A 22,981-nucleotide genomic window follows, 5' to 3' on the forward strand; every position below is an offset into this window, starting at 1 on the left:
ATTAAAAAAGGAATTAAAAAGGTAAATCATCAAAATCATCAGAAGATAAAGAAGGAGTAGTGGAAGAAGCTTTGTTTAAAGTTCCTGTATAATTAGATTCTATTTTCCATCCTTGAATAGAATTAAAATATCTAATAATTCCTTCAGGATTTGTCCATTCTCTTCCCCGAAGATTAATAAAAACTTTTATTTTATCTTTTGGTTTTATATTTTCTAATAAATCGACTTTATCTTGAATAAATTCAATTAATATATTTTGAGGATATGGTTCTTCAGTGGTAATAACTATTTCCCTTTTTCGAAATCCGCTATCAAATTTTTGAATATCAAATAATTTTTTGACTATTCCTGTAATTTCCATGAAACTTAAATTTTATTTTTTTTATTATTATTCTTTTTTTTAAGAGTTTCTCCAATTTGGTTCGAAATATTAAATGAAGTAATCATGTTATTTAACATTTCACTAGCTGATCCCGGTGAGTTGGGTAATAAAATTAAATTAGTTTTTCCATTTTCTCCCATAGATTGAAGAGTATCATAATGTTGAGTGACAACTATCAAAGCAGAAGCTTCTTGTGAATTAATTCCTGCATTATTTAATACTTCTACTGATTCTAAAATTCCTCTAGCTATTTCTCTACGTTGATCTGCTGTTCCTTTTCCTTGTAATTTTTTACTTTCAGCTTCTGCCTTTGCTTTGGCCACAATTTTAATTCTATCAGCTTCTGCTTTATATTCAGCAGCTACTTTTTCTCTTTCCGCCGTATTAATACGATTCATAGCCTGTTTGACTTGTATATCTGGATCAAGATCTGTAACTAATGCTTTAATTATAGAATATCCATAATCTAACATAGATCCTTCTAATTCACCTTTGACGGCAAGAGCTATATGATCTTTTCGTTCAAAAACATCATCTAAACGCATTTTTGGAACTTCTGCTCTAACAACATCAAATATATAAGAAGTAATTTGAGTGTGAGAATTATCCAGTTTATAAAAAGCTTCATATACTTTGTTTTTGATAACTTGGAACTGAACCGATACTTTTACTTTAACAAAAACATTATCTTTTGTTTTGGTATCGACTAAAACATCCAATTGTTGAATTTTTAATGTAAGTTTTCCTACGATATTATCTACGATAGGAACCTTAAAATTTAATCCAGCATGACGAATACTATGAAATTTACCCATTCTTTCAAGAATCGCAGCTGTTTCCTGATTCACTATAAAGATAAAACTAGAAAAAATAGATAATATCAAAAGAATCAATATTATATAAAATAATAAACTGAAAATACTCATATTTAAAAATTTATAACAAACCTAATTCTAAACGAGCTTCTTCACTCATAAACTCCTTACTCCAAGGAGGATCAAATGTTAAAATTACATCCACTTCTTTTATTTCCTTTATAGATTTAACTTTTTCTTTAACTTCCAAAGGTAAACTTTCTGCTACTGGACAATTAGGTGTAGTTAGAGTCATTACTATTTTTACTTTATTTTTTTTTGAAACTTGAACATCGTAAATTAAACCTAATTCATAAATATCTACTGAAATTTCCGGATCATATATATTTTTTAATATAGAAACAATACGTTCTTCTAAAGAATAATCTTGATTCATTTTTTTTCTTTTAAAGATCCAAATTGATCAAAATAACGAATAGGATAACCTAATTTTTTTATATTAGGTAATATATCACTAGCTTTTCCAACTATTATAATTCTACCATTTTTTGTGAAAAAAAACTTTCGGCATGATTGATAAATATCATTTATCGTAACTGATTCAATTTTATTTAAATAATTTTTATAAAATCCATTTGGAAGATTATTTTTTAATTCACATATGAAAATATCACTAATTCTATTGGGATCTTCAAAATCAAGAATAAATTGACCACTGATCTCTTTTTTCTTAATATTCAATTCTTCCAAAGAAATTTTTTTTTCCGTGATTTTAAAAATTTCTGTAATAATATCTTTTATCGCTTTTTCTGTAACTTCATTTCTGACTTGAGTATAAACTGAAAAATAACCGATATTTCTATCAGATTTTAAAATAGAGTAAGCTCCATATGTATAAGCTTTTTTTTCTCGAAGTTTTAAGAATAAACGACTTTGAGGTCCCCCTCCCAAAATTCCATTTGCTAATATAGATGAAAAATATTGAGGATCATTTTTTTTAAAACAAACCGGTCCACCAAAACAAATAGTAGATTGGGTTAAAGAAGGAATATCCACTATGTCTATTTCTATTTTAGATGGAAGTGTATACTCCTTAATTATAGGATTATCTGTATATGCTTTTTTTTCCCATTTAGAAAAATAAAGATCACACAATTTTTCTGCTTCTTTTTGGGATATATCTCCGATAAAAGAAAGATAGGATATATTGGGTATATAATATTTCTTATATAACTTTTTTAAATCATGAAGTGTTATGTTTTGAATTGTATTACGAGTTTCGTACTCTCCATAAGGATGATTTTTTCCAAAATATAAAACATTTCGTACGGTTTGTAAAATAGCATTAGGATCTTTTTCTGAAAGTTTAATATCTATAATCCTTTGTTTGATGATCTTATTTAATTCCTTGGAATTATCAAATTTACTATTCATCAAAATTTCACTCATGATAGAGACAGATTTATTCAAATATTTTTTCATAGTGAATATAGATATTTCAGAAAAAGAAGTATATAAACTACATCCCATATAATCAATAATATCATCTAGTTCTTCTTTAGTATAATATTTTGTTCCAGAACGTAGCATTTGACCAAAAACCTTTTTTATTCCAGCTTTATCTTTCTCCAGAAAATCTTTATAATCTAACTCTAACCCAATTCTAACTAAAGGTAGTTTATGATTTTCAACAATTAAAACTTTTAACCCATTTTTCATTTGAAAAAATTTGGGCTTTTCAATGTTTATAGTTGTCTTTCTTTTTAGAGACTTAGGGGGAATATTACGATTCAATGTATGAGCAAACATAATTATTGTATGAAAAAAAATTATTATAGCAAGGATAATTTTTACTAAAAATCTAGTTATCTGATTGATCTGGAACATTATATAAACGGACTCTATTATTTTTATTTAAATATTTATTAGCAACTCTTTTTATATCTTTTATAGTAATTTCTTTATATTTTTCTATATCTGTATTAATTAAATCAGCATCATGATAATATAAATAATAATGAGATAAATTTGCAGTTATTCCACTCATTGAATAATTATCGGAAATAAATTTTTTTTCGAAATAATTTATTTGTTTTTCCAATTCATATTGTGTGATTCCTTTTTCTTTTAAAAGGTCAATTTCCTCATCTATCATTTTGGTTAATTGATCTAATGTAATTCCAGGATTAATTAATCCATATACTATGAATATCCCATAATCTTCCATTGTATCTAAAAATGAACCAGCATAAGATGCTATTTGCTTTGTATTTACAATACTTTTCATAATTCTAGAACTTTCTCCAGAAGATAACACGTGATCAATAATTTTTAATATATATGAATCTTTATCCGTTAATCTAGGTACTCTATATGATAAAAATACTCCAGGAACTTTAGTATTTTTATCTATAAACGTGTAAAATATTTCTTTATCCATCGGATCTTCTTCTATTTTTTTCATGATGAAGTTCCTTTTTCCTTTTGGAATAGATGAAAAATATTTTTTAATCAATTTTCTAGCTTCATTCATATTAAAATCACCGGACACCACTAATACAGCATTGTTTGGTACATAATAAGTTTTATAAAACTCTTTGTAATCATTTTCAGTAGCGGCGTCTAAATCTTGATCAAATCCAATGATTGGATATTTATATGGATGTTTTTTGAATAATAAAGAAGGAATTATTTCAGTAATAGCTTTAACATATGGTTGATTTTCTACACGCATTTTTTTTTCTTCTTTGACTACTTCTCTTTGTATATTAATGCTTTCTTCGTCTACTTTAGCATGAAGCATCCTTTCAGATTCTAACCATAAACCTAATGGAAGTCGATCTGATGGTAATATTTCGTAATAACAAGTTTCATCATGATTTGTATAAGCATTATTTTTTCCTCCATTAGAAGCTATATATTTAAAATATTCTCCTTTTTTAATATTTTTAGATCCTTCAAACATGAGATGCTCGAAAAAATGAGCAAAACCAGATCTACCGGGTGTTTCATTTTTACTTCCCACATGATATAAAACGGAAATAGAGACTAAAGGATTTGTGTTGTCTTGATGTAAAATAACATGTAGTCCATTTGATAATTTTTCTTCGAAAAATTTAATTTTATATAACTTTTTAAAATTTAAGTTATTAGAACTTAGATCATTCATTGTCATAATTGTTAGCATTAAGAAAAAAAAATAAAACCTGAACATGTACATGAAACAAAATTAAAGACTCACAAAATAAATTTACGAATTTTTTTTTCCAAAAAATGAAATTTTTTTCTTTTATTTTATTTTTGTTCATAATGTTCATAACATAAAACGATCTATAATGAAAAGAATTTTGATTTTCATTTTTTCTTTTTCTTTTTTTTTAATAGAAAAAATATATGCGGATAACATAAAAGGAGACATCGAAAACGGTATTGATCTTTTTAAAAAAAACTGTACTGCATGTCATTCCATGGAATTAAGTAAAAAAATGATAGGACCAGCTTTGCATGGCGTCACTGAAAAAAGAAGTCGTAAATGGTTACATCAATGGATTAAAAATAATAAATCTTTAAGAGAAAGTGGAGATAAGGAAGCTATAGCGATTTATAAAGAATATGGAAACATAGAAATGAATTCATTTCCTCAATTATCAGAAAAACAAATAGATGATATATTATATTTTATACAAAATCCAGATTTAATAAAAAAAAAAGAAAACCATGAAATAAATCATAATGATGATGAAAATAATACGGAAAAAAAAGAAAATAAATTTTTAGTTAAACTCATTATTTTTTGTTTTAGCATTTTATCTTTAATTCTAATTTGGATTTTATATAGAATTCAAATTTTAATTAAGTTAGTTAATGAAAATGAAGGAAAAATAAAACCCTCTATTTTTATAAAGGAAAATTTTATAATAAACATTTTATGTAAAAAAATATTAGGATATGACAAAAGAAAATGGTATTTATTTTCCTGTTTTACAGGATTATTTTTGCTATTGGGAATATATGAATGTTGGAATGTTTTAATGAAAATAGATGTAAATAAAGGATATAAACCTAAACAACCTATTCATTTTTCTCATAAGATTCATTCTGAGATTAATAAAATCGATTGTCAATATTGTCATTCTTCTGCGAAATATGGAAAAATATCTGGAATTCCTTCTCTTAATATTTGTATGAATTGTCATATTACCATTCATGAATATAATGGAGATTATTTAGAAAAAGGAAAAAATAGAGATGAATATAATCAAGAAATCCAAAAAATTTATCAAGCTGTAGGATGGGATCCAGAAACAAGAAAATATTCTAAAAAAACTCATCCTGTTCAATGGATTCGTATTCACAATATGCCAGACTTTGTTTATTTCGATCATTCTCAACATATCATAACAGGAGAAAAAACAATAAAAAAATTAAAAAAAGTAAATTTAGTATGTAATGCTTGTCATGGTGAAATCCAAAAAATGGATACAGTAAAGATGTCCAATGATTTTACCATGGAATGGTGTATTTCTTGTCATAGAAAGGTTGAAATAGATGTTCAAAATAAATATTACAAAGAATATTTTCCTAACAAAAATAAAAACAACAAAATAACTGTTGATATGGTTGGAGGAACAGAATGCGCTAAATGTCATTATTGATAAAATAAATAAGATGAAAGCGATTAACAAAAATTATTATGAAATCAAATAAAAAAGAAATCATATTTGAAAATTACAAACCGATGAAAGATCTTATAAATGGAAAAACGTCTAGACGTGATTTTATTAAATGGTTAGGGTTCAGTACAGCTTCCGTTACTTTAGCCGCTTGTAAAGGTCCAGTTATAAAATCTATTCCTTACATAGTTAAACCAGAAAGTATTACTCCAGGAATTCCTAATTATTATGCATCAACTATGATTGATTCTTTTGATATAGGAAGTGTTTTAGTTAAAACAAGAGAAGGACGTCCCATAAAAATAGAACCTAATTCTTCTTCTGAATTTTTTCATACAACTTCTGCTAGAATACAATCTTCTTTGTTATCTCTTTATGATGAAGAAAGATTAAAAAATCCTTTCTTAAAAGGTCAAAAAAGTTCTTGGAAAAACATAGATAATTATATCATTCAACACTTAAAATATTTATCCAAAACAAAAAAAGATATAATTTTTCTTTCTTATTCTTTTCCAAGTTTTTCTACAAAAAAATTGATTCAAGATTTTAAAAAAAAATATCCATCAACTAAATGGGTCATTTATGATCCTATTTCATATTCTAAAGTTTTAGATGCTTCGAAAAAAATATTTGGAATTCGTGGTTTTCCTGTCTTTGATCTAAAAAAATCAGAATTAATCATTTCATTTGATGCAGATTTTTTGGGTGATTGGTGTCCAGAAAATATGGCTCAATCTTATGTTTTTAATAGAAAACCTAAAAAAAATATGATGCAACATATTCAAATAGAAAGTAATATGACTATAACTGGAGCAAATGCAGATTTCCGTTTATCTAAAAAACCTTCTGATATAAAAAAAATATTGATTGAAATATTTCAAAACATTTTTTTCGGAAAAAAAATAAAGGATAAAAATGCAAAAAAAATAATTTCATTAATAAAAAAAATGGGATCTAAATGCGTTATTCTTGCGGATGGAGATCAGGAATCTTATGAGATATCTTTTTTAATTAATATAAAAATTAATAGTCTCGCTTTACAAGAAAAAAAATATTTTTTATCTAAAGAAAGTAATGACCATGAGTTTAAAAATTTTTTAAAAAGTTTAGAAAAAGGAAATATTGGAGCATTATTTATTCATAATGTGAATCCTATTTATAGTCTTCCATTATCCATTTCTAAAAAAATCATAGAATTTATAAAAAAAATTCCTTTAACTGTTTCTTTTTCGACAAATAAAGATGAAACCAATGAAATAATGGATGTTTTAGCTCCTATTCCTCATTGGTTAGAAAGTTGGGGAGATACTTGTCCCGTTACTAATGTTTGTACATTAACTCAACCTACTATTCAACGTATTTTTAATACAAGACAATTTCAGGATTCTTTAATCATTTGGAGTGGGATTAAAGAAAAAAATTATTACGAATATTTGAAAAAAGTTTGGGAAAAAAATATTATTCCTCAATCTAATGTTGCTTCTTTTAATGAGGCTTTATTTCATGGAGTAGTAACACTTACAAAAAATCATAACCATTCTTCATCTTCAATTTTAATTAATGAAAAAATACAAGAATATGGAAAAAGAAAAAAAACAATTGACCCAAAAATAAAAAAAAGTTTTGAACTTAGATTATATACTAAAATCAGTATGGGAGATGGTTCTCAATATAATAATCCTTGGTTACAAGAACTACCGGACCCCATTACTCGTACTACATGGGATAATTATTTAACTATATCATATTTTGACGCAAATAAAATAGGATTGAAAAATTGGAATTCTGGAGATGGATCTTTAAATGGAAACTGTGTTAATTTAATTAAAAATAATAAGATAATCATTCAGAATCTTCCTATTTTTATTCAACCTGGACAAGCTGTAGGATCTGTGGGATTAGCTTTTGGTTATGGTCAAAAAAAAGGAAAACTATCTCATATGATTAACGGAAAAAATGCCTATAAATGCTATGAAAATTTTCACATTATACAAAATGATATACAAATAGAAAAAGTAGACAAAATACATAAATTTGCTTGTGTACAACTGCATCACACCACAGTAGGAAGAAATTTAGTGAAAGAGACAGATTTGGACGTATTTTTAAATAATCCAAAAGAAATTTGGAATGAGGAAGAAAAAGTTTTAACTCATAAAGGAATGCTTCCTACAGAAAAAATTTCTATTTGGAATCAAAATCATAAAAAAGAAAAAAACGGACATCATTTTAATTTATCTATAGATTTAAATGCTTGTATTGGATGTGGAGCATGTATAATTGCATGTCACTCGGAAAATAATGTTCCTGTTGTTGGAAAAAAAGAAATAGAAAAATCTAGAGATATGCATTGGTTACGTATAGATAGATATTATTGTGCAGATAAAAATGAAGAAAATAATCATGAAGAAAATATTTATAAAAATCCAAAAGTAGTTTTTCAACCAATTATGTGTCAACATTGCGATCATGCTCCCTGTGAAACTGTATGTCCAGTTGGAGCAACTTCTCATGGAGAACAAGGTCAAAATATGATGACTTATAATCGTTGTATAGGAACTCGTTATTGTGCAAATAATTGTCCTTATAAAGTAAGGAGATTTAATTGGTTTAATTATGCTAATAATTCCAAATTTGATTTTAACATGAATAATACTTTGGGTAAAATGGTTCTAAATCCAGATGTAGTTATCAGAACCAGAGGAGTCATGGAAAAATGCTCTTTATGTATACAAAGAACACAATATACTATTGGTGTTGCAAAAAAAGAAAATAGAAAAATTAAAGATGAAGAATTTGAAACAGCTTGCAGTACTTCTTGTCCTACCAAAGCCATTACTTTTGGAGATGCGAACAATTCTAATAGTCTTATTTATAAAAAAATAAATAATTCTAGATCTTATAAACTTTTAGATTTTATAGGAGTAAGACCTAATGTATCTTATCAATTGAAAATCAGAAATAAAAGAAAAATGGAATAGAAAAAATGAAAATGAAAAAATTATGTTAAATCATTATGATTCTCCTATTAGACAACCCTTAGTTTTGGGAAAAAAAACATTCAAAAATATTACAAATGATATTTTAAATCCTATAAAAAATAAAGCAGGAAATCTATGGTGGATATCTTTTTCCATTTCTATTTTAGCTTTTTTATGGGGAGTGGGGTGTATTTTTTATACAATTTCAACAGGTATAGGGGTATGGGGTTTAAATAAGACAATTAATTGGGCATGGGATATAACCAATTTTGTTTGGTGGGTTGGAATTGGTCACGCTGGGACTTTGATTTCAGCTGTTTTATTGTTATTTCGACAAAAATGGCGTTTATCGATTAATCGTTCAGCAGAAGCAATGACAATTTTTGCTGTCATCCAGGCTGGGTTATTTCCAATTATTCATATGGGAAGACCATGGAATGCACATTGGGTATTACCTATTCCTAATCAATTTGGATCTTTATGGCCAAATTTTAATTCTCCTTTATTATGGGATGTATTTGCTATTAGTACTTATTTTTCTGTTTCTACAGTTTTTTGGTTTATGGGGTTAATTCCAGATTTTGCAATGATACGAGATCGTATTTCAGATCCTTTTCAAAAAAAAATTTATAGTATTCTCAGTTTTGGTTGGGGAGGAACATCAAAAGATTGGCAAAGATTTGAAGAAATTTCCTTAATTTTGGCGGGTTTATGTACCCCATTAGTATTTTCTGTACATACCATAGTTTCTTTTGATTTTTCTACTTCTGTAATTAAAGGTTGGCATAGTACAATATTTCCACCTTATTTTGTAGCAGGCGCTATATTTTCAGGTTTTGCAATGGTACAAACTTTGTTAGGGGTAGCCAGGAAAGTTCTTTATTTAGAAAATTATATTACCCGAAATCATATTGAATATATGAATATGATTATTTTATTGACAGGATGGATTGTATTATTAGCTTATATTTCAGAATTTATTCTTGCTTGGTACTCAGGAAATCCTTTTGAAAAATTTATTTATTTTTCTGTAGAAGCATCTAAAGGTCCTTTTTGGTGGGCTTTTTGGACTTTGATTATTTGTAATATTATTATTCCTCAATTTTTATGGTTTAAATCTATACGGAGAAGTTTTTTTTGGTCTTATGTGATAGCTATTATTATAAATATAGGAATGTGGTTTGAAAGATTTGATATTATTGTTTTAAATCTAAGTCATGATTATCTTCCTTCTTCTTGGACTGGGTTTATCCCTTCATTTGTAGATGTTGGAATTTTTATAGGAACAATTGGACTATTTTTTATTCTTTATTTATTATATATACGTGTTTTTCCTGTGATTTCACAGTCAGAATTAAAAACAATATTGAACCCTGATTATCCTGATCATAATAAAAAATAAAATGAAAGTAAATGTCCATGCATTATATAATAATGATAATACGTTAATAAATAGTATTAAAATTATACAGTCTCATAATTATGATATACATGAAGTATATTCCCCTTTTCCTATTCATAATCTAACAGAAATATTAAAACTAAAAAAAACAAATTTGTCTTTTTTATCTTTTATATATGGATTATTAGGTTTTTTTATAGCTTGTATATTAACCTGGTATGTTATGATTTGGGATTGGCCTCAAAATATTGGAGGGAAACCCTCTTTTTCTTGGATTAAGAATATGCCTTCTTTTATACCTGTAATATTTGAATTTACAATTTTTTTTTCTGCACATTTTATGTGTATCAGTTATCTCATTCAATGTAAATTATATCCAGGATGTATGCCAAAAAATCCGGATTCAAGAACTACTGATAACATGTTTTTAATAGAAATTCATACTGAAAAAAATACGGAAAAATTAATAGATCTATTAAAAATACATGGAGCAATAGAGGTTTCTATAAAAAAAAATGTGAAGTAATATGAAGACTAAATATTATTATGAAATAATTTTCAATATGATTTTGTTAGTTATTTTAGAATCTTGTTGGTTTGATAAAACAAAACCTAATGTAGTATATATGCCAGATATGTATTATTCAGAAGCATATGAGCCTTATTCAGATCCTTATTCCAATTATAAAAAAGTTAAACAAATTCAAATTCCTTTTTTTTCAAAAGAAAAAACTTCTTCATTGTCTCCAGTCAAAGGAAGTATTTCTAGAAATCATTCATTTTCTATAGATAGAAAAAATTACAAAAACATAATTCAAAATCCATTATACAATAATCATTACGAAAAAAAAGAAATTACAATCAAAAAAGGAGAAAGATTATATCAAATCAACTGTTCTATATGTCACGGTAAAAATGGAGATGGACAAGGTGATTTGGTCAAAAATGAAAAAATTTTTGGAATTCCTAATTATAAAGATAGAGATTTAACTATTGGAAGTGTTTATTATGTTATTACATATGGGAAAAATAATATGAGTTCTTATGCTTCACAATTAAATGAAATAGATAGATGGAGGGTATCAGAATATGTTTTGTTTCTCAAAAAAAAATAAACATGAAGAAGTTATATAAAATTAATAAAAAAACTATTATTATTATGATAATAATTATAGGTTTTATTTTTATTTTTTTCGATAAAATATTTATCGAAAAAAAACAAAATTTTTCATTTTTCACAGAAAAAGAAACAATTAATTCTACATTAATAAATCATAACCCTTGTGCCGTATTATATATTTCCATTTTTTATTTTACCTCTATATCTATGGGAACATTGTTTTTTTTGAGTATACAAAATATATCAAAATCAGGTTGGTCTGTCATTCTTCATCCTATTATGGAAGAAATATCTTCTTTTATACCATACGGTTGTTTTCTTATTTTTATCATTTTATTGTTAAATACAATAGATATTGTACATATATTTCATTGGATGAATTCTGATTTGTATAATCCTACTTCGTTAAAATATGACAAAATCATTGCAAACAAAAGATTATTTTTGAATATTCCATTTTTTTTAGGAAGAAGTATAATATATGTATTAGGATGTAGTTTTTTTTATGCAAAAATTAAAAAAATATCTCGTAAATTGTATATATCTCATTCTTTGAATGATTATAATAATTTGTATTTTAAATCTGTCATTTTTGTTATATTTTTTTCTTTCATTTCTATATTTATGATATGGGATTGGGTTATGTCTTTAAATCCACACTGGTTCAGTACTTTATTGAGTTGGTATGTTTTAAGCAGTTTTATTATAACAGGAATAAGTACTATCACAATAATCACTATTTTTCTTCACAAAAAAGGATATTTTCCTTTATTTAATAAAAGTCATTTACATGATCTTAGTAAATATTTATTTTCTTCCAGTTTATTATGGACTTATCTTTGGTTTTCTCAATTTTTTCTTTATTGGTATGGAAACATTCCAGAAGAAATTACATATTTTATAAAAAGAGAACAAACATATAACTTTATCCATTATTGGATGCTCATTCCTAATTTTATAATTCCTTTCTTAGGATTAATTAGTAGTAAAAGGAAATCAAATTACAAAACAGTATTTTTCATATCTTTAATATTGCTTATTGGCCATTACATTGATATATACAATTTAATAGCGCCAGATGTTAATGATGGGCTCCATTTTTGTATATTTGAAATAATAGGTTCTTTATTAATCATAGGAGGTTTTTTTATTTATATTTTATTTTCAAATTTTAATAAAAGAAAATTTTGTTCTTCTGAAGGAAATCCTTTTTTTCGGGAAAGTAAAAATTATAAGTATCCTTATATGTAAATAATTTTTGTAAAATTTTATTAATAAAATAAAACTTTTTTTTAGGTAAGTTTATTCGATTTTTATAATATTTTATAATTGAAAATCAAATAATTACATAATAATTGTAAAATTATATATTTTATTACGTAGTACTTTTTTTCAATAAATAGGAGACTTAAAAAAGTTGTATAAAATCTATTAATTATTTTTATATGAATATTAATCGATTGTATTGTTATTTTTTATCTTTCACAAAATTCATGATCGATTTGTTAGATCCAAAAAGAGTTAATATATCTCCATTTTTCAAAACAGTATCCCCCGTAACTAATCCTATGACTCGTCTTGTAGTAGACTTTTTGGAATACGAAGATGTTGTATTATTAATGTCTCGTATAACAGTAATTAAAGAAACAGAATATTTTTGTGTCAATTTTAAACTTTTAACAGATTTACCATTAAAAGAGTATGGAGAAAAAACTTCTGCTATAGAATGCTTATTATCTACTCGAAAGTAATCCAAAGCATAATTAAAAGATATTTGTTTAGTTAATCGAAATGCAGCATCTTGTTCTGGATGAATGACGTCATTAATTCCCATAGCTTCTAATATCGTGTCATGTATTTTAGATAAAGATCTACTTACGATTCTCAAATTTTTATATTTTTTTAATATAGCTGTAGTTACTATTGACGAACCTTCGTTTTCTCCAATAGCTACAATTCCTAAATCCGCTTGTTGAATAGGTAATACTTTATAAGCGGCTTCATTATTTGCATCCATACATACTACATTCGCTATATGATCTTTTAGTAAATCCACTTTTTCCATTTTATGATCTATTCCAAACACTTCATGTCCATTATCTGTTAAATTAAGAGCTAAAGATCTTCCAAAATTTCCTAATCCAATAATTATAATTTTCATATTTTTCTTAATTAATCAGAATATTTCCTTTAGTATACCTGTAATAATGATGAGAACTAATTCTGTTTTTTCTTAACAAACCAATCATCACATTCAAAACCCCTATTCTCCCTAATAACATTAAAAGTATTAAAACTAATTTACTTCCACTTGATAAACTCGAAGTTATTCCTAAAGATAATCCTGTTGTAGAAAAAGCGGAAAATACTTCAAAAGAAATCGATAGAATATTTTCTTTTGGATCCAAATAAATTATTATTAAAATACTGATATATATCACTATTATAGATAACATAATGATTGAAAAAGATAATTGAATTAATTCCGAAGGAATTTCTTTTCTTTGTATTTCTAATCTATTCTTTCCCCTAGACAAAGAAATAATATTCATTAAAGCCAATGCGAAAGTACTTGTTTTTATCCCTCCTCCAGTAGAAGCTGGAGAAGCTCCTATCCACATTAAAAAAATAGTCAAAAAAATGGTAATTGGAGTTAAAGTGTTCATATTTAATACATGAAACCCCGCTGTTCTAGATGTAGCTGAAGAAAAAAACGAAACGATCCATTTTCCATAAAAAGAAGAATGTTCTGAAAGAGAAGAATGATATTCACTAATATAATAAAAAACGGTACCGAAAATAAGCAAACAAAATGTTGTCGTTATAACAATTTTGGTATTCAAAGTAACTACATGTGCGGGATATCGAAAATCTTCATATTGAAAAATTTTAAAGAAATATTTTTTTATAGTGAACCATATATATGTAAAAAAATTGAATAAAATATTAAAACCTATTCCACCTAATATTAATAAAAAAGAAATAATTAATTGAAATAGATAATTGAATCTCACAGATGGTGAATATAAACCTTGACTTAAAGTTGAAAATCCACTATTACAAAAAGCAGATATAGAATGAAAAATAGAAAAAAATAAAATACTATCAGATTCTATTGTATTTTTATCTTTAATAGAAAAATAAATTAATAAAGCACCTATAACTTCTATTGATAAAGTAAATAATACTACTTTAACAGCTAAACTAAGAACATTATTTGTTGTTTTTGTGTTTAAAAAATTACTAACAAAAATAGCTTCTTTAAAAGAAAAACCGTTTCTAAAAAAATAACTAAAAAAAGAAGTAATGGTTAAAATACCTAATCCTCCTAATTCTATTAATGTAAGTATAAAAATTTTTCCTAAATATGTAAAATCTTTGGACGTATCTAATACTCCTAGTCCTGTGACACATACAGCGCTAGTAGAAGTAAACAAAGCATCTATAAATGATATTTTATTGACTGTAGAGGCGGGTAGCATTAATAAAATAGAACCCAAAAAAGATAGAAAAACAAAACTTATAATAAATATAAAAGCAGGATTATGAATCTTAACGTATACTATTCGCATAAAATAAGTAATACGAATTAGAATATATATAATTAAACTAACAAGCGTATATATTTTTACGTCTGAAGTGATATTTCTATTATCAAAAAATAATATTTTTACAAAAGAAAAAATAAAAGAAATAAATAATATCAAAAAGGATAATATGATCATGGATCTATAACCCTTTTCAAGATTTTTATTAAAAAGAATAAAAAAGTGTAATAAACATATTATTAATATAATTCCTAAAAAAGTTTCGATATTTAAAAATCGGAAGGGTTTCCATCCTAAAGAAAAAATTATATAAATAAATATAATTGGAGTGAGAATATCCAAAAAATTTTGTAATCTAATTTGGATCATTTTAGTTTTAAAATTTCTTGATCATATCGAAATTCGATTGTTACACCATAAAATTTTATATTTTTCAATTTTATTGATATTTTTATCAAATTAATCATAATATGATAACGATTTTTCAAAAAAAATTTTTATAACTTATAATAAAAAAATAGATAAATTATATTAAAATGATTTGATATTTTATAAAGGATTTAATACAAAATCTATTTTATGTTGAACTTGAAACAGATAAAGGAATATTTTAGTATTAAATTTTTTTCATAAAAAAACCTTATTTATAAAAAGGAATAAATTTTTTAATATCATGAAATTTTTTTTTGCAAAATTCTTTGTAAGAAATTAAAGACATATCCGTTGCAGATGGCCTTATATATAAGAATTCATTTTTTCTCATAAAAAAAAATAATTTTTTATCTTTTACGGGAAAATTTCCTATGAAATATACTTTTTTATCTTTAGATAAAGATTTAACAAAGTCATAATCTAGTTTTTTTATACAAATAGGATTTAATCTTTTTTTTGATTCATTAAATAATGAAGTATAGAAAAAATCGGATTTAATATGTATCATGGGAACCAGTAATCCTTTTTTTATATTGATTCTATAACACATAACCGTTAATGTATCTATAGATAACAAAGGAATACCTAAAGAATAACATAATCCTCTAGCAGCTGATGCTCCTATTCTTAAAGAAGTATAGGACCCTGGACCTTTATTCACACAAATAGACTTTAATTCATTAATATGAATACCGGAAATATTTATGGCATATTGAATAAATGCATGCAATTTTTCTGAATGAGTATGTTCTTTAGAACATTCTTCTATAGAAGTTAAACATATTCCATTTTTAGCAATACTGACTGAACAATTTTTAGTAGAAGTTTCTAAATTTAGAATGAAAGACATATTATATCAAATTTTTTTTAAAATTAATATATTTAAAATAAAATGATCAAAGTCGAAAAAATAATTAGATATATTGTTTCTTGGTTGAAAAAGTATATTCAAAAATCTAAATCGAATGGATTTATTATTGGAATATCTGGAGGGATAGATTCTTCAGTTGCATCTACTTTAGTTGCTATGACCGGATTTCCTACTATCATATTAGAAATGCCTATTTTGGAAAAAGAAAATTTTTTATCTATAAAACATGCAAAATTTTTGACCCAAAAATTTTCAAATGTTCATTATCTTGTAAAAGATTTATCTATATTATTTACCACTTTTTTTCATACAATTAATGATATCGATAACTTGAAAGAATCTTTATCATCAGTGAATGTAAAATCTCGTATTCGTATGTTAACTCTATATTATTATTCTAATGTAAAAAATCATCTTGTTGTTGGGACCGGAAATAAAATAGAAGATTTTGGGGTGGGGTTTTTTACAAAATATGGAGATGGAGGTGTAGATTTACAACCTATAGCCGATTTAACTAAAAGTGAAATTCGTCTTTTAGCCAAAAAATTAAATATTTTTGATGAAATTCAAAAAGCAAAACCAACAGATGGACTTTGGGAAGATAAACGTTCAGATGAAGAACAATTAGGAGCTACTTATGAAGAACTAGAATGGGCTATGGAAATTTTGAAAAAAAAAGATTGTTCTAAAATAGAAAATCCAATTTTAAAAAAATATCAAATATTACATCAAAAAAATAAACATAAAATGATTCCTATTCCTATATGTAAAATACCTAATGATATAAAAAAATAAACATCTTTTGTTGATTAAATCATACGAAATCGTTTTCGTAATTTTGTTTTTCATGGACTAAGTTTATTTTTTATGTTTATGATGGAAGGAAAGTATAAAAAAATTAAAAAAAAAAAAAAATTAAATCAAAATTCTATTTTAAATCACTCTATCAATAATCGAAATTGTATTTTTCGTAATAATGTTTCTTATATGAATGATGAAGAAAAAATAGATAAAATTAAAAAACATTTTTTTCAAATAATGAAAATTTTAGGTTTAGATATGAATGACGATAGTTTACGTAGAACACCTAAACGGGTAGCAAAAATGTTTATACAAGAAATATTTAGCGGTCTTAATCCGAAGAATATACCTAATTTTTCCATTTTTGAAAATAAATATAAATATAAACAAATGTTAATAGAAAAAAATATTACAGTTTATTCTACATGTGAACACCATTTTCTTCCCATAATAGGGAAAGCTCATGTGGGTTATATTTCTAATGGAAAAGTAGTAGGTCTTTCTAAAATCAATAGAATTGTAAATTTTTATGCAAAAAGACCGCAAGTTCAAGAACGGTTAACAATACAAATCGTTCAATCATTGCAAAAAATGTTAGAAACAAAAGATGTTGCTTGTGTAATAGAAGCAAAACATTTATGTGTCAATTCTCGTGGAATTAAAGATATAGATACTAGTACGGTTACAACTGAATTAATAGGATCTTTTAAAAATGATTCTGAGATTAGAAAAGAATTTTTGCATTATATTGGAATTTCTTAAGTAGGAAAAAAATGGAGGAAAAAAGTTTTCAACAAAAAAATCGTAATGATATCAAGATATATAATTCTTTAACAAAAAAAAAAGAATTATTTCATCCTATTCATAAAGAATATGTTGGTATTTATGTATGTGGCCCTACAGTTTACAACCATTTACATTTGGGAAATTGTAGGACTTTTATATTATTTGATATTGTTTTTCGTTATTTTAAACATTTAGGATATAAAGTTCGTTATGTTAGAAACATTACTGACGTTGGACATTTAGAAAATGAAGATTTCGATACAGAAGATAAAATTACTCAAAAATCTCGTATAGAAAGACTTGAACCTATGGAAATCGTACAAAAATATACTCTTTCTTTTCACAATTTATTAAATATTTTAAATATATTACCTCCAAGTATAGAACCGGTAGCTACAGGTCATATTATAGAACAAATAGATATGATACAAGAATTAATTTCCAAAAAATTGGCATACGAAATAAATGGATCTGTATATTTTGATTTAAAGAAATATAATACCATACATCCTTATGGTATAATAAGTAAAAATAAAATAGAGAAACTTTCTCATAATAATCTCAAATTTTTGAAAGAAAAACGTGGATTTCAAGATTTTTCCCTTTGGAAAAAAGCTAATTCAAATCATATTATGAATTGGAATTCTCCATGGGGAAAAGGATTTCCTGGATGGCATATTGAATGTACAACTATGAGTACAAAATATTTAGGAGAAACTTTTGATATTCATGGTGGAGGAATGGATCTAAAATTTCCTCATCATGAATGCGAATTAGCACAAGCGATAGGGGTTTATAATAAAAATTGTTTTGCACATTATTGGATGCACACGAATATGCTTACTTTAAATGGAAAAAAAATGAGCAAATCTACAGGAAATTTTTTGGAATTAGAAGATATTATTCACAATGAAATTTGTGAAAAAAATTATTGTCCTAATATTTTTAGATTTTATATCCTACAATCTCATTATAGAAATATTATGGATTTTTCAAAAAAAGGACTAATGGACGCTAAAAAAGGATATCATAAGCTCATGAAATCCATAAATTTACTCAAAAATTTTGAACCTAAAACATCTAAAAATAGATTAAATAATCACAATATATTTGATATTCATTATTGGATCAATATTTGTTATAAAGCTATTAATGACGACTTTAATATTCCTTTATTAATTTCACATTTATTTCAAGCTTCTACTCACATTGTAAATCATTCTCTTTATGATATAGAGGAGTCTCATGTTCATTTATTAAAAAAATATATGATTTATTTTGTTTTTGATATTTTAGGAATTCAAGAAATTCATTCTCATGAAGAAAATTCTAAAAAATTAGAAATACTTATAAAAAGACTAATCAAACTTCGTACAGAAGCAAGGAAACAAAAAAATTGGATTATATCAGATAAAATTCGTCAAGAATTATCTCATATAGGAATTTCATTACATGATAATAAATTATTATAGTGATTTTAAGGCTTGATCAATATCTTCTATGAGATCATCTGCGTTTTCTATTCCCATAGATAAACGTATTAGAGAATCTTGTATTCCTGCATTTTTTCTGATTTCTAAAGGTGTAGATTTATGTGTCATAGTTGCGGGATGACAAATTAAACTTTTTGTTCCACCTAAACTTTCTGCTAACTTGAACAACTTTGTAGAAGTTACAATTTTTTTAGCGGACTCGATTGTATCCATCTTAAGGCTAAAAGAAACAATTCCTCCAAAATATCGCTGTTGTTTTACTGCAATAAAATGATTTTTATGATGAGATAATCCAGGATAATAAAGTTGATCAAGTTTATTATTTTGTTTTTTTAAAAAAGAAGCAATTTTAAATGCATTTTGAGATTGTTTTTTTATACGTAAATATAACGTTTGACTTCCTCTGATGGTCAACCAACAATCAATAGGAGATAAAACTCCTCCAGTTGTATTTTGAATATATTTTAATTTTTCATACAAATCTGTATTTTTTACAGTAATTAATCCAGCTAAAACATCTGAATGTCCTGCTAAATATTTTGTAGCACTATGAACTACGATATCTGATCCTAATTTTAAAGGATTTTGAATGGCAGGAGAAGCAAAAGTGTTATCTACAACAACTAAAATAGTAGAATTTTTATTTTTAGATTTTTTACTAATGTATTCTATATCAGATATTTTTAATGTAGGATTAGTTGGTGATTCCAACCAAATTAGTTTGGTTTTATCAGAAATAGCAGAAATAGTTTTTTCTGCATTTGTTGTATCTACAAATTTAGTATGAATTCCTAATTTTTTGTACAAATTTAGAACACGAAATGTTCCTCCGTAAATATCATCTACAGCAACTATTTCATCTCCACATTTTAATAATTTTAATATAGCATCTATAGATGCTAATCCAGAAGAAAAAGCTAAACTTGCACAACCGTATTCTAAATTAGTTATTAAATTTTCGAGTATTTTTCTCGTAGGGTTATTGGTTCTCGTATAATCGAATCCTTTATGAACACCAGGAGCTTCTTGTACATAAGTTGATGTTTGATATATTGGAGTAGATATAGCACCTGTAAGAGGATCAGATAATATATTTTGAATAAGCTTTGTTTCTTTCTTCATTGTTATCGTTATAATAAATAATACAAATTATTGTAATTGTAATTACATGCAAATGTACTAAAAATGAAAATACAATTATGTTAAAAATTTTTTTATAAAAACAATATTGTTTTTGAAAAAAATATAAATTTGTTTTTTATTTTTTTTCTATCAATGATTTCAAAAAAAATCATATATCTGTTATTCTTTTTTTTGTTTTTTTTATATGTTTATTCTTCTGATCAACATCAGAATAAAAATGATCATAAAAAAAATGATAAAAACATAGATATAGCTAATACTATTTTAGATCATGTAAGTGATTCTCATGAATGGCATATTGTAGGAAATCATAATCGGGGAATTATTTTTTCTTTACCAATTATTTTGTGGAATAACGGATTAGAAATTTTTTCTTCTTCTCAGTTTTCATGTAAAAATGTAGTCAAAGGAAAATATGGATATTATAAAATGTTTCGAGAAACAATATATCAAACAAATCATATTGGATTACTATATATGGATTCAAAAGGAATTCCAAAAAATAATAAACCTTGGGATTTTTCTATTACGAAAAATGTAGTATCCATTTTGATATCTTCTTTTTTATTATCTTATTTTTTTATACGAATGAAACATAGTTATAATAACTATCAAATTAAATGGAATTTGGGAATTTTTTTAGAATTTCTCATTCTATTTGTACGAGACGAGATTGCAATTCCTAATATTGGAAATAAAAAATATAAAATATTTTTTCCTTTTTTATTAACATCCTTTTTTTTTATATTATTTAATAATTTAACAGGATTACTTCCAGGATTTCCAAATGTAACAGGTAATATAAACATTACATTAGTATTAGCTATCATGACATTTATTATGACTAATATAAATGCTAATATGAATTATTGGAAACATATTTTTTGGATGCCAGGCGTTCCAGTAGGCGTTAGATTATTATTAGCTCCTATCGAATTTGTTGGAATTTTTATTCGTCCATTAACTTTGTGTATTCGATTATTTGCTAATATTACTGCTGGACATATAATTATTTTAAGTTTTATTTGTCTTATTTTTATCTTTAAAAATTTTTTGATAACTGGTTTTTCCATAATTTTTGGTTTTTTTATTTCTATATTAGAAATTATGGTTGCTTTTTTACAAGCTTTTATTTTTACAACTTTGTCTGCCTTGCTTATAGGAATGTCTGTGAAAAATTATGATTAAACATATACTAAACTAAACTGATATAATATGGATATAGATTTAACTTACTCTGGTTTAGCCGCCTTAGGATCTGGTCTTGCTGTCATAGGAGCAGGATTAGGAATCGGAAAGATTGGAAGTTCTGCTATGGATGCGATTGCTAGACAGCCTGAAGCCTCAAATAAAATACAGAATGCTATGATTATAGCTTCTGCTCTCATTGAAGGTGCTGCATTATTTGGAATAGTCACAACATTGTTAGCTGTATTTAAATAAAATTTAAATGGATTTAGTTACTCCTTCAATTGGATTAATTGTTTGGCAAACAATAATATTTATTATACTCATGTTTTTTCTTTCAAAATTTGCTTGGAAACCTATCATGAATTTTATTGATCAAAGAGAAGAAAAAATTAGAATTTCTATTGAAAGAACCGATCAAATTAAAAAAGAATTAAAATATATAGAAAATCAAAAAAATAAAATTTTGAAAGATACTCGTATAAAAAGAGATATCATATTAAAAGAAGCTATTCAAATGAAAGAAAAAATAAAATTTAAAGCTAAAGAAGAAGGAATGAAAGAAAAGAAAAAAATTATAGAAGAAACAAAGAAAAATATTCAAATAGAAAAAGAAGTTGAATTTCATAAATTCAAAAATAAAATAGGATGTATTTCTGTTCAAATAGCCGAAAAAATATTAAAAAAAGAATTAGATCAGGTTTATAAACAAAATAAATTTATAAAAGAATTAGTCGATCAATTCTATTAATATATATAGAGAATCGTATAGGAAATGTTTTTAAAAAACAAAATCATACAACATTATGCTAGAGTTTTTTTGGAATATTCTATTATCAATAGAATAAATAGTGAAATATTTTATCATAAAATAAAAAAAACATCTGATTTATTAAATAACAATACATATATATGTCAAATTTTATGCACTCATTTAATAAATAGTGAAAAAAAAATAAAAATATTTAAAAATATATTTTATAATTTTGATATCTTACTTTTTCAATTTGTTAAACTTTTAATTATAAAAAAAAGAGAATCTTTTTTGAAAGAAATTCTTTTAGAATACCAAAAAATATACGAAAAAGACCAAAAAGGAATTGTAACCCCTGTTATTATTTCTGCTTATTCTTTAAATAAAGATATTCAAGAGATGATTGTACAAAAAATATTAAATAATAATAAAAATAATAATAATAATAAAAAATTTCATATTATTAATGAAATTGATCCATCTATTATTGGAGGTTTTATATTTCGTATAGAATATAAAGAATGGAATTTTAGTATTCAAAAACAGTTGTTTCATATAAAAAAAACATTTCAAAATTTTTAAAAAAAATCTT

Annotated in this window: 22 protein-coding genes; 13 read left to right on the forward strand and 9 right to left on the reverse strand. The window is 25.0% G+C overall.

The window, feature by feature from the left end:
* Positions 1–13 precede the first annotated feature (13 nt).
* Genes H0H66_RS00270 through H0H66_RS00290 form a run of 5 tightly spaced genes read right to left on the reverse strand, consistent with a single transcriptional unit; the run spans position 14 to position 4,366 of the window.
* On the reverse strand, positions 14–361 hold the full coding sequence (locus H0H66_RS00270; RefSeq protein WP_185858001.1) for a DUF3127 domain-containing protein: 348 nt from the start codon (positions 359–361) through the stop codon (positions 14–16).
* Positions 362–366: 5 nt separating this feature from the next.
* A complete protein-coding gene (locus tag H0H66_RS00275) occupies positions 367–1,308 on the reverse strand; it encodes an SPFH domain-containing protein (protein ID WP_185858002.1) in 942 nt (313 codons plus the stop codon).
* A 10-nt stretch (positions 1,309–1,318) separates the two neighbouring features.
* Entirely contained in the window at positions 1,319–1,633 is a 315-nt protein-coding gene (locus tag H0H66_RS00280) for an iron-sulfur cluster assembly protein (protein ID WP_185858003.1), read from the reverse strand.
* Positions 1,630–3,006: a M16 family metallopeptidase gene (locus H0H66_RS00285; protein WP_394366940.1), complete on the reverse strand. Its 1,377-nt coding sequence runs from the start codon at positions 3,004–3,006 to the stop codon at positions 1,630–1,632. Before H0H66_RS00285 ends, H0H66_RS00280 begins: the two co-directional genes overlap by 4 nt.
* Before the next feature lie 52 nt (positions 3,007–3,058).
* Positions 3,059–4,366, reverse strand: coding sequence for a M16 family metallopeptidase (locus H0H66_RS00290; RefSeq protein ID WP_238785059.1), 1,308 nt, complete (start codon positions 4,364–4,366; stop codon positions 3,059–3,061).
* 166 nt (positions 4,367–4,532) lie between these two features.
* Between H0H66_RS00290 and H0H66_RS00295 the strand changes: the two genes are divergently transcribed.
* Genes H0H66_RS00295 through H0H66_RS00320 form a run of 6 tightly spaced genes read left to right on the forward strand, consistent with a single transcriptional unit; the run spans position 4,533 to position 12,624 of the window.
* Positions 4,533–5,852: a c-type cytochrome gene (locus tag H0H66_RS00295; protein WP_185858006.1), complete on the forward strand. Its 1,320-nt coding sequence runs from the start codon at positions 4,533–4,535 to the stop codon at positions 5,850–5,852.
* Between the two features lie 38 nt (positions 5,853–5,890).
* Positions 5,891–8,851 carry a 4Fe-4S dicluster domain-containing protein gene (locus H0H66_RS00300; RefSeq protein WP_185858007.1) on the forward strand — a complete coding sequence of 987 codons (2,961 nt, stop codon included), beginning with the start codon at positions 5,891–5,893 and terminating at the stop codon, positions 8,849–8,851.
* Between the two features lie 22 nt (positions 8,852–8,873).
* Positions 8,874–10,253 carry an NrfD/PsrC family molybdoenzyme membrane anchor subunit gene (gene nrfD, locus H0H66_RS00305; RefSeq protein ID WP_185858008.1) on the forward strand — a complete coding sequence of 460 codons (1,380 nt, stop codon included), beginning with the start codon at positions 8,874–8,876 and terminating at the stop codon, positions 10,251–10,253.
* Position 10,254: 1 nt separating this feature from the next.
* Positions 10,255–10,779 (forward strand): DUF3341 domain-containing protein, encoded by a 525-nt coding sequence (locus H0H66_RS00310; RefSeq protein WP_185858009.1) that lies wholly within the window; start codon positions 10,255–10,257, stop codon positions 10,777–10,779.
* A gap of 1 nt (position 10,780) precedes the next feature.
* Positions 10,781–11,368 (forward strand): c-type cytochrome, encoded by a 588-nt coding sequence (locus tag H0H66_RS00315; protein ID WP_185858010.1) that lies wholly within the window; start codon positions 10,781–10,783, stop codon positions 11,366–11,368.
* Positions 11,369–11,370: 2 nt separating this feature from the next.
* Entirely contained in the window at positions 11,371–12,624 is a 1,254-nt protein-coding gene (locus H0H66_RS00320) for a hypothetical protein (protein ID WP_185858011.1), read from the forward strand.
* A 217-nt stretch (positions 12,625–12,841) separates the two neighbouring features.
* On the opposite strand, the gene H0H66_RS00325 is transcribed toward H0H66_RS00320, so the two are convergent.
* The 3 genes from H0H66_RS00325 to tsaB all read right to left on the reverse strand — a co-directional run bounded on the left by H0H66_RS00325 (position 12,842) and on the right by tsaB (position 16,203).
* The gene (locus H0H66_RS00325; RefSeq protein WP_185858012.1) at positions 12,842–13,534 is read right to left on the reverse strand and encodes a potassium channel family protein; all 693 of its coding nucleotides are present in this window, start codon (positions 13,532–13,534) and stop codon (positions 12,842–12,844) included.
* A gap of 7 nt (positions 13,535–13,541) precedes the next feature.
* The gene (locus H0H66_RS00330) at positions 13,542–15,290 is read right to left on the reverse strand and encodes a TrkH family potassium uptake protein (RefSeq protein ID WP_185858013.1); all 1,749 of its coding nucleotides are present in this window, start codon (positions 15,288–15,290) and stop codon (positions 13,542–13,544) included.
* A gap of 271 nt (positions 15,291–15,561) precedes the next feature.
* On the reverse strand, positions 15,562–16,203 hold the full coding sequence (gene tsaB, locus H0H66_RS00335) for a tRNA (adenosine(37)-N6)-threonylcarbamoyltransferase complex dimerization subunit type 1 TsaB (RefSeq protein ID WP_185858014.1): 642 nt from the start codon (positions 16,201–16,203) through the stop codon (positions 15,562–15,564).
* Positions 16,204–16,245: 42 nt separating this feature from the next.
* Between tsaB and nadE the strand changes: the two genes are divergently transcribed.
* The 3 genes from nadE (at position 16,246) to cysS (ending at position 19,283) form a co-directional block, all read left to right on the forward strand.
* Complete coding sequence (nadE, locus tag H0H66_RS00340) at positions 16,246–17,019, forward strand: NAD(+) synthase (RefSeq protein ID WP_185858015.1); 774 nt, start codon at positions 16,246–16,248, stop codon at positions 17,017–17,019.
* A 78-nt stretch (positions 17,020–17,097) separates the two neighbouring features.
* Positions 17,098–17,787 (forward strand): GTP cyclohydrolase I FolE, encoded by a 690-nt coding sequence (folE, locus tag H0H66_RS00345; protein ID WP_185858016.1) that lies wholly within the window; start codon positions 17,098–17,100, stop codon positions 17,785–17,787.
* 11 nt (positions 17,788–17,798) lie between these two features.
* Entirely contained in the window at positions 17,799–19,283 is a 1,485-nt protein-coding gene (cysS, locus tag H0H66_RS00350; protein WP_185858017.1) for a cysteine--tRNA ligase, read from the forward strand.
* Here the strand turns inward: cysS and H0H66_RS00355 are convergent.
* Positions 19,278–20,426 (reverse strand): trans-sulfuration enzyme family protein, encoded by a 1,149-nt coding sequence (locus tag H0H66_RS00355; RefSeq protein WP_185858018.1) that lies wholly within the window; start codon positions 20,424–20,426, stop codon positions 19,278–19,280. The genes cysS and H0H66_RS00355 overlap by 6 nt on opposite strands.
* 153 nt (positions 20,427–20,579) lie before the next feature.
* On the opposite strand from H0H66_RS00355, the gene atpB reads away from it, so the two are divergent.
* Genes atpB through atpH form a run of 4 tightly spaced genes read left to right on the forward strand, consistent with a single transcriptional unit; the run spans position 20,580 to position 22,971 of the window.
* Positions 20,580–21,635, forward strand: coding sequence for a F0F1 ATP synthase subunit A (atpB, locus tag H0H66_RS00360; protein WP_185858019.1), 1,056 nt, complete (start codon positions 20,580–20,582; stop codon positions 21,633–21,635).
* Positions 21,636–21,662: 27 nt separating this feature from the next.
* A complete protein-coding gene (gene atpE / locus H0H66_RS00365) occupies positions 21,663–21,890 on the forward strand; it encodes an ATP synthase F0 subunit C (protein WP_014726400.1) in 228 nt (75 codons plus the stop codon).
* A 7-nt stretch (positions 21,891–21,897) separates the two neighbouring features.
* Positions 21,898–22,386: a F0F1 ATP synthase subunit B gene (gene atpF, locus H0H66_RS00370; RefSeq protein WP_185858020.1), complete on the forward strand. Its 489-nt coding sequence runs from the start codon at positions 21,898–21,900 to the stop codon at positions 22,384–22,386.
* Between the two features lie 24 nt (positions 22,387–22,410).
* The gene (gene atpH / locus H0H66_RS00375) at positions 22,411–22,971 is read left to right on the forward strand and encodes an ATP synthase F1 subunit delta (protein WP_185858021.1); all 561 of its coding nucleotides are present in this window, start codon (positions 22,411–22,413) and stop codon (positions 22,969–22,971) included.
* The last annotated feature ends 10 nt before the right edge of the window (positions 22,972–22,981 follow it).

Source organism: Blattabacterium cuenoti (assembly GCF_014251595.1).
GTDB lineage: Bacteria > Bacteroidota > Bacteroidia > Flavobacteriales > Blattabacteriaceae > Blattabacterium > Blattabacterium cuenoti_Q.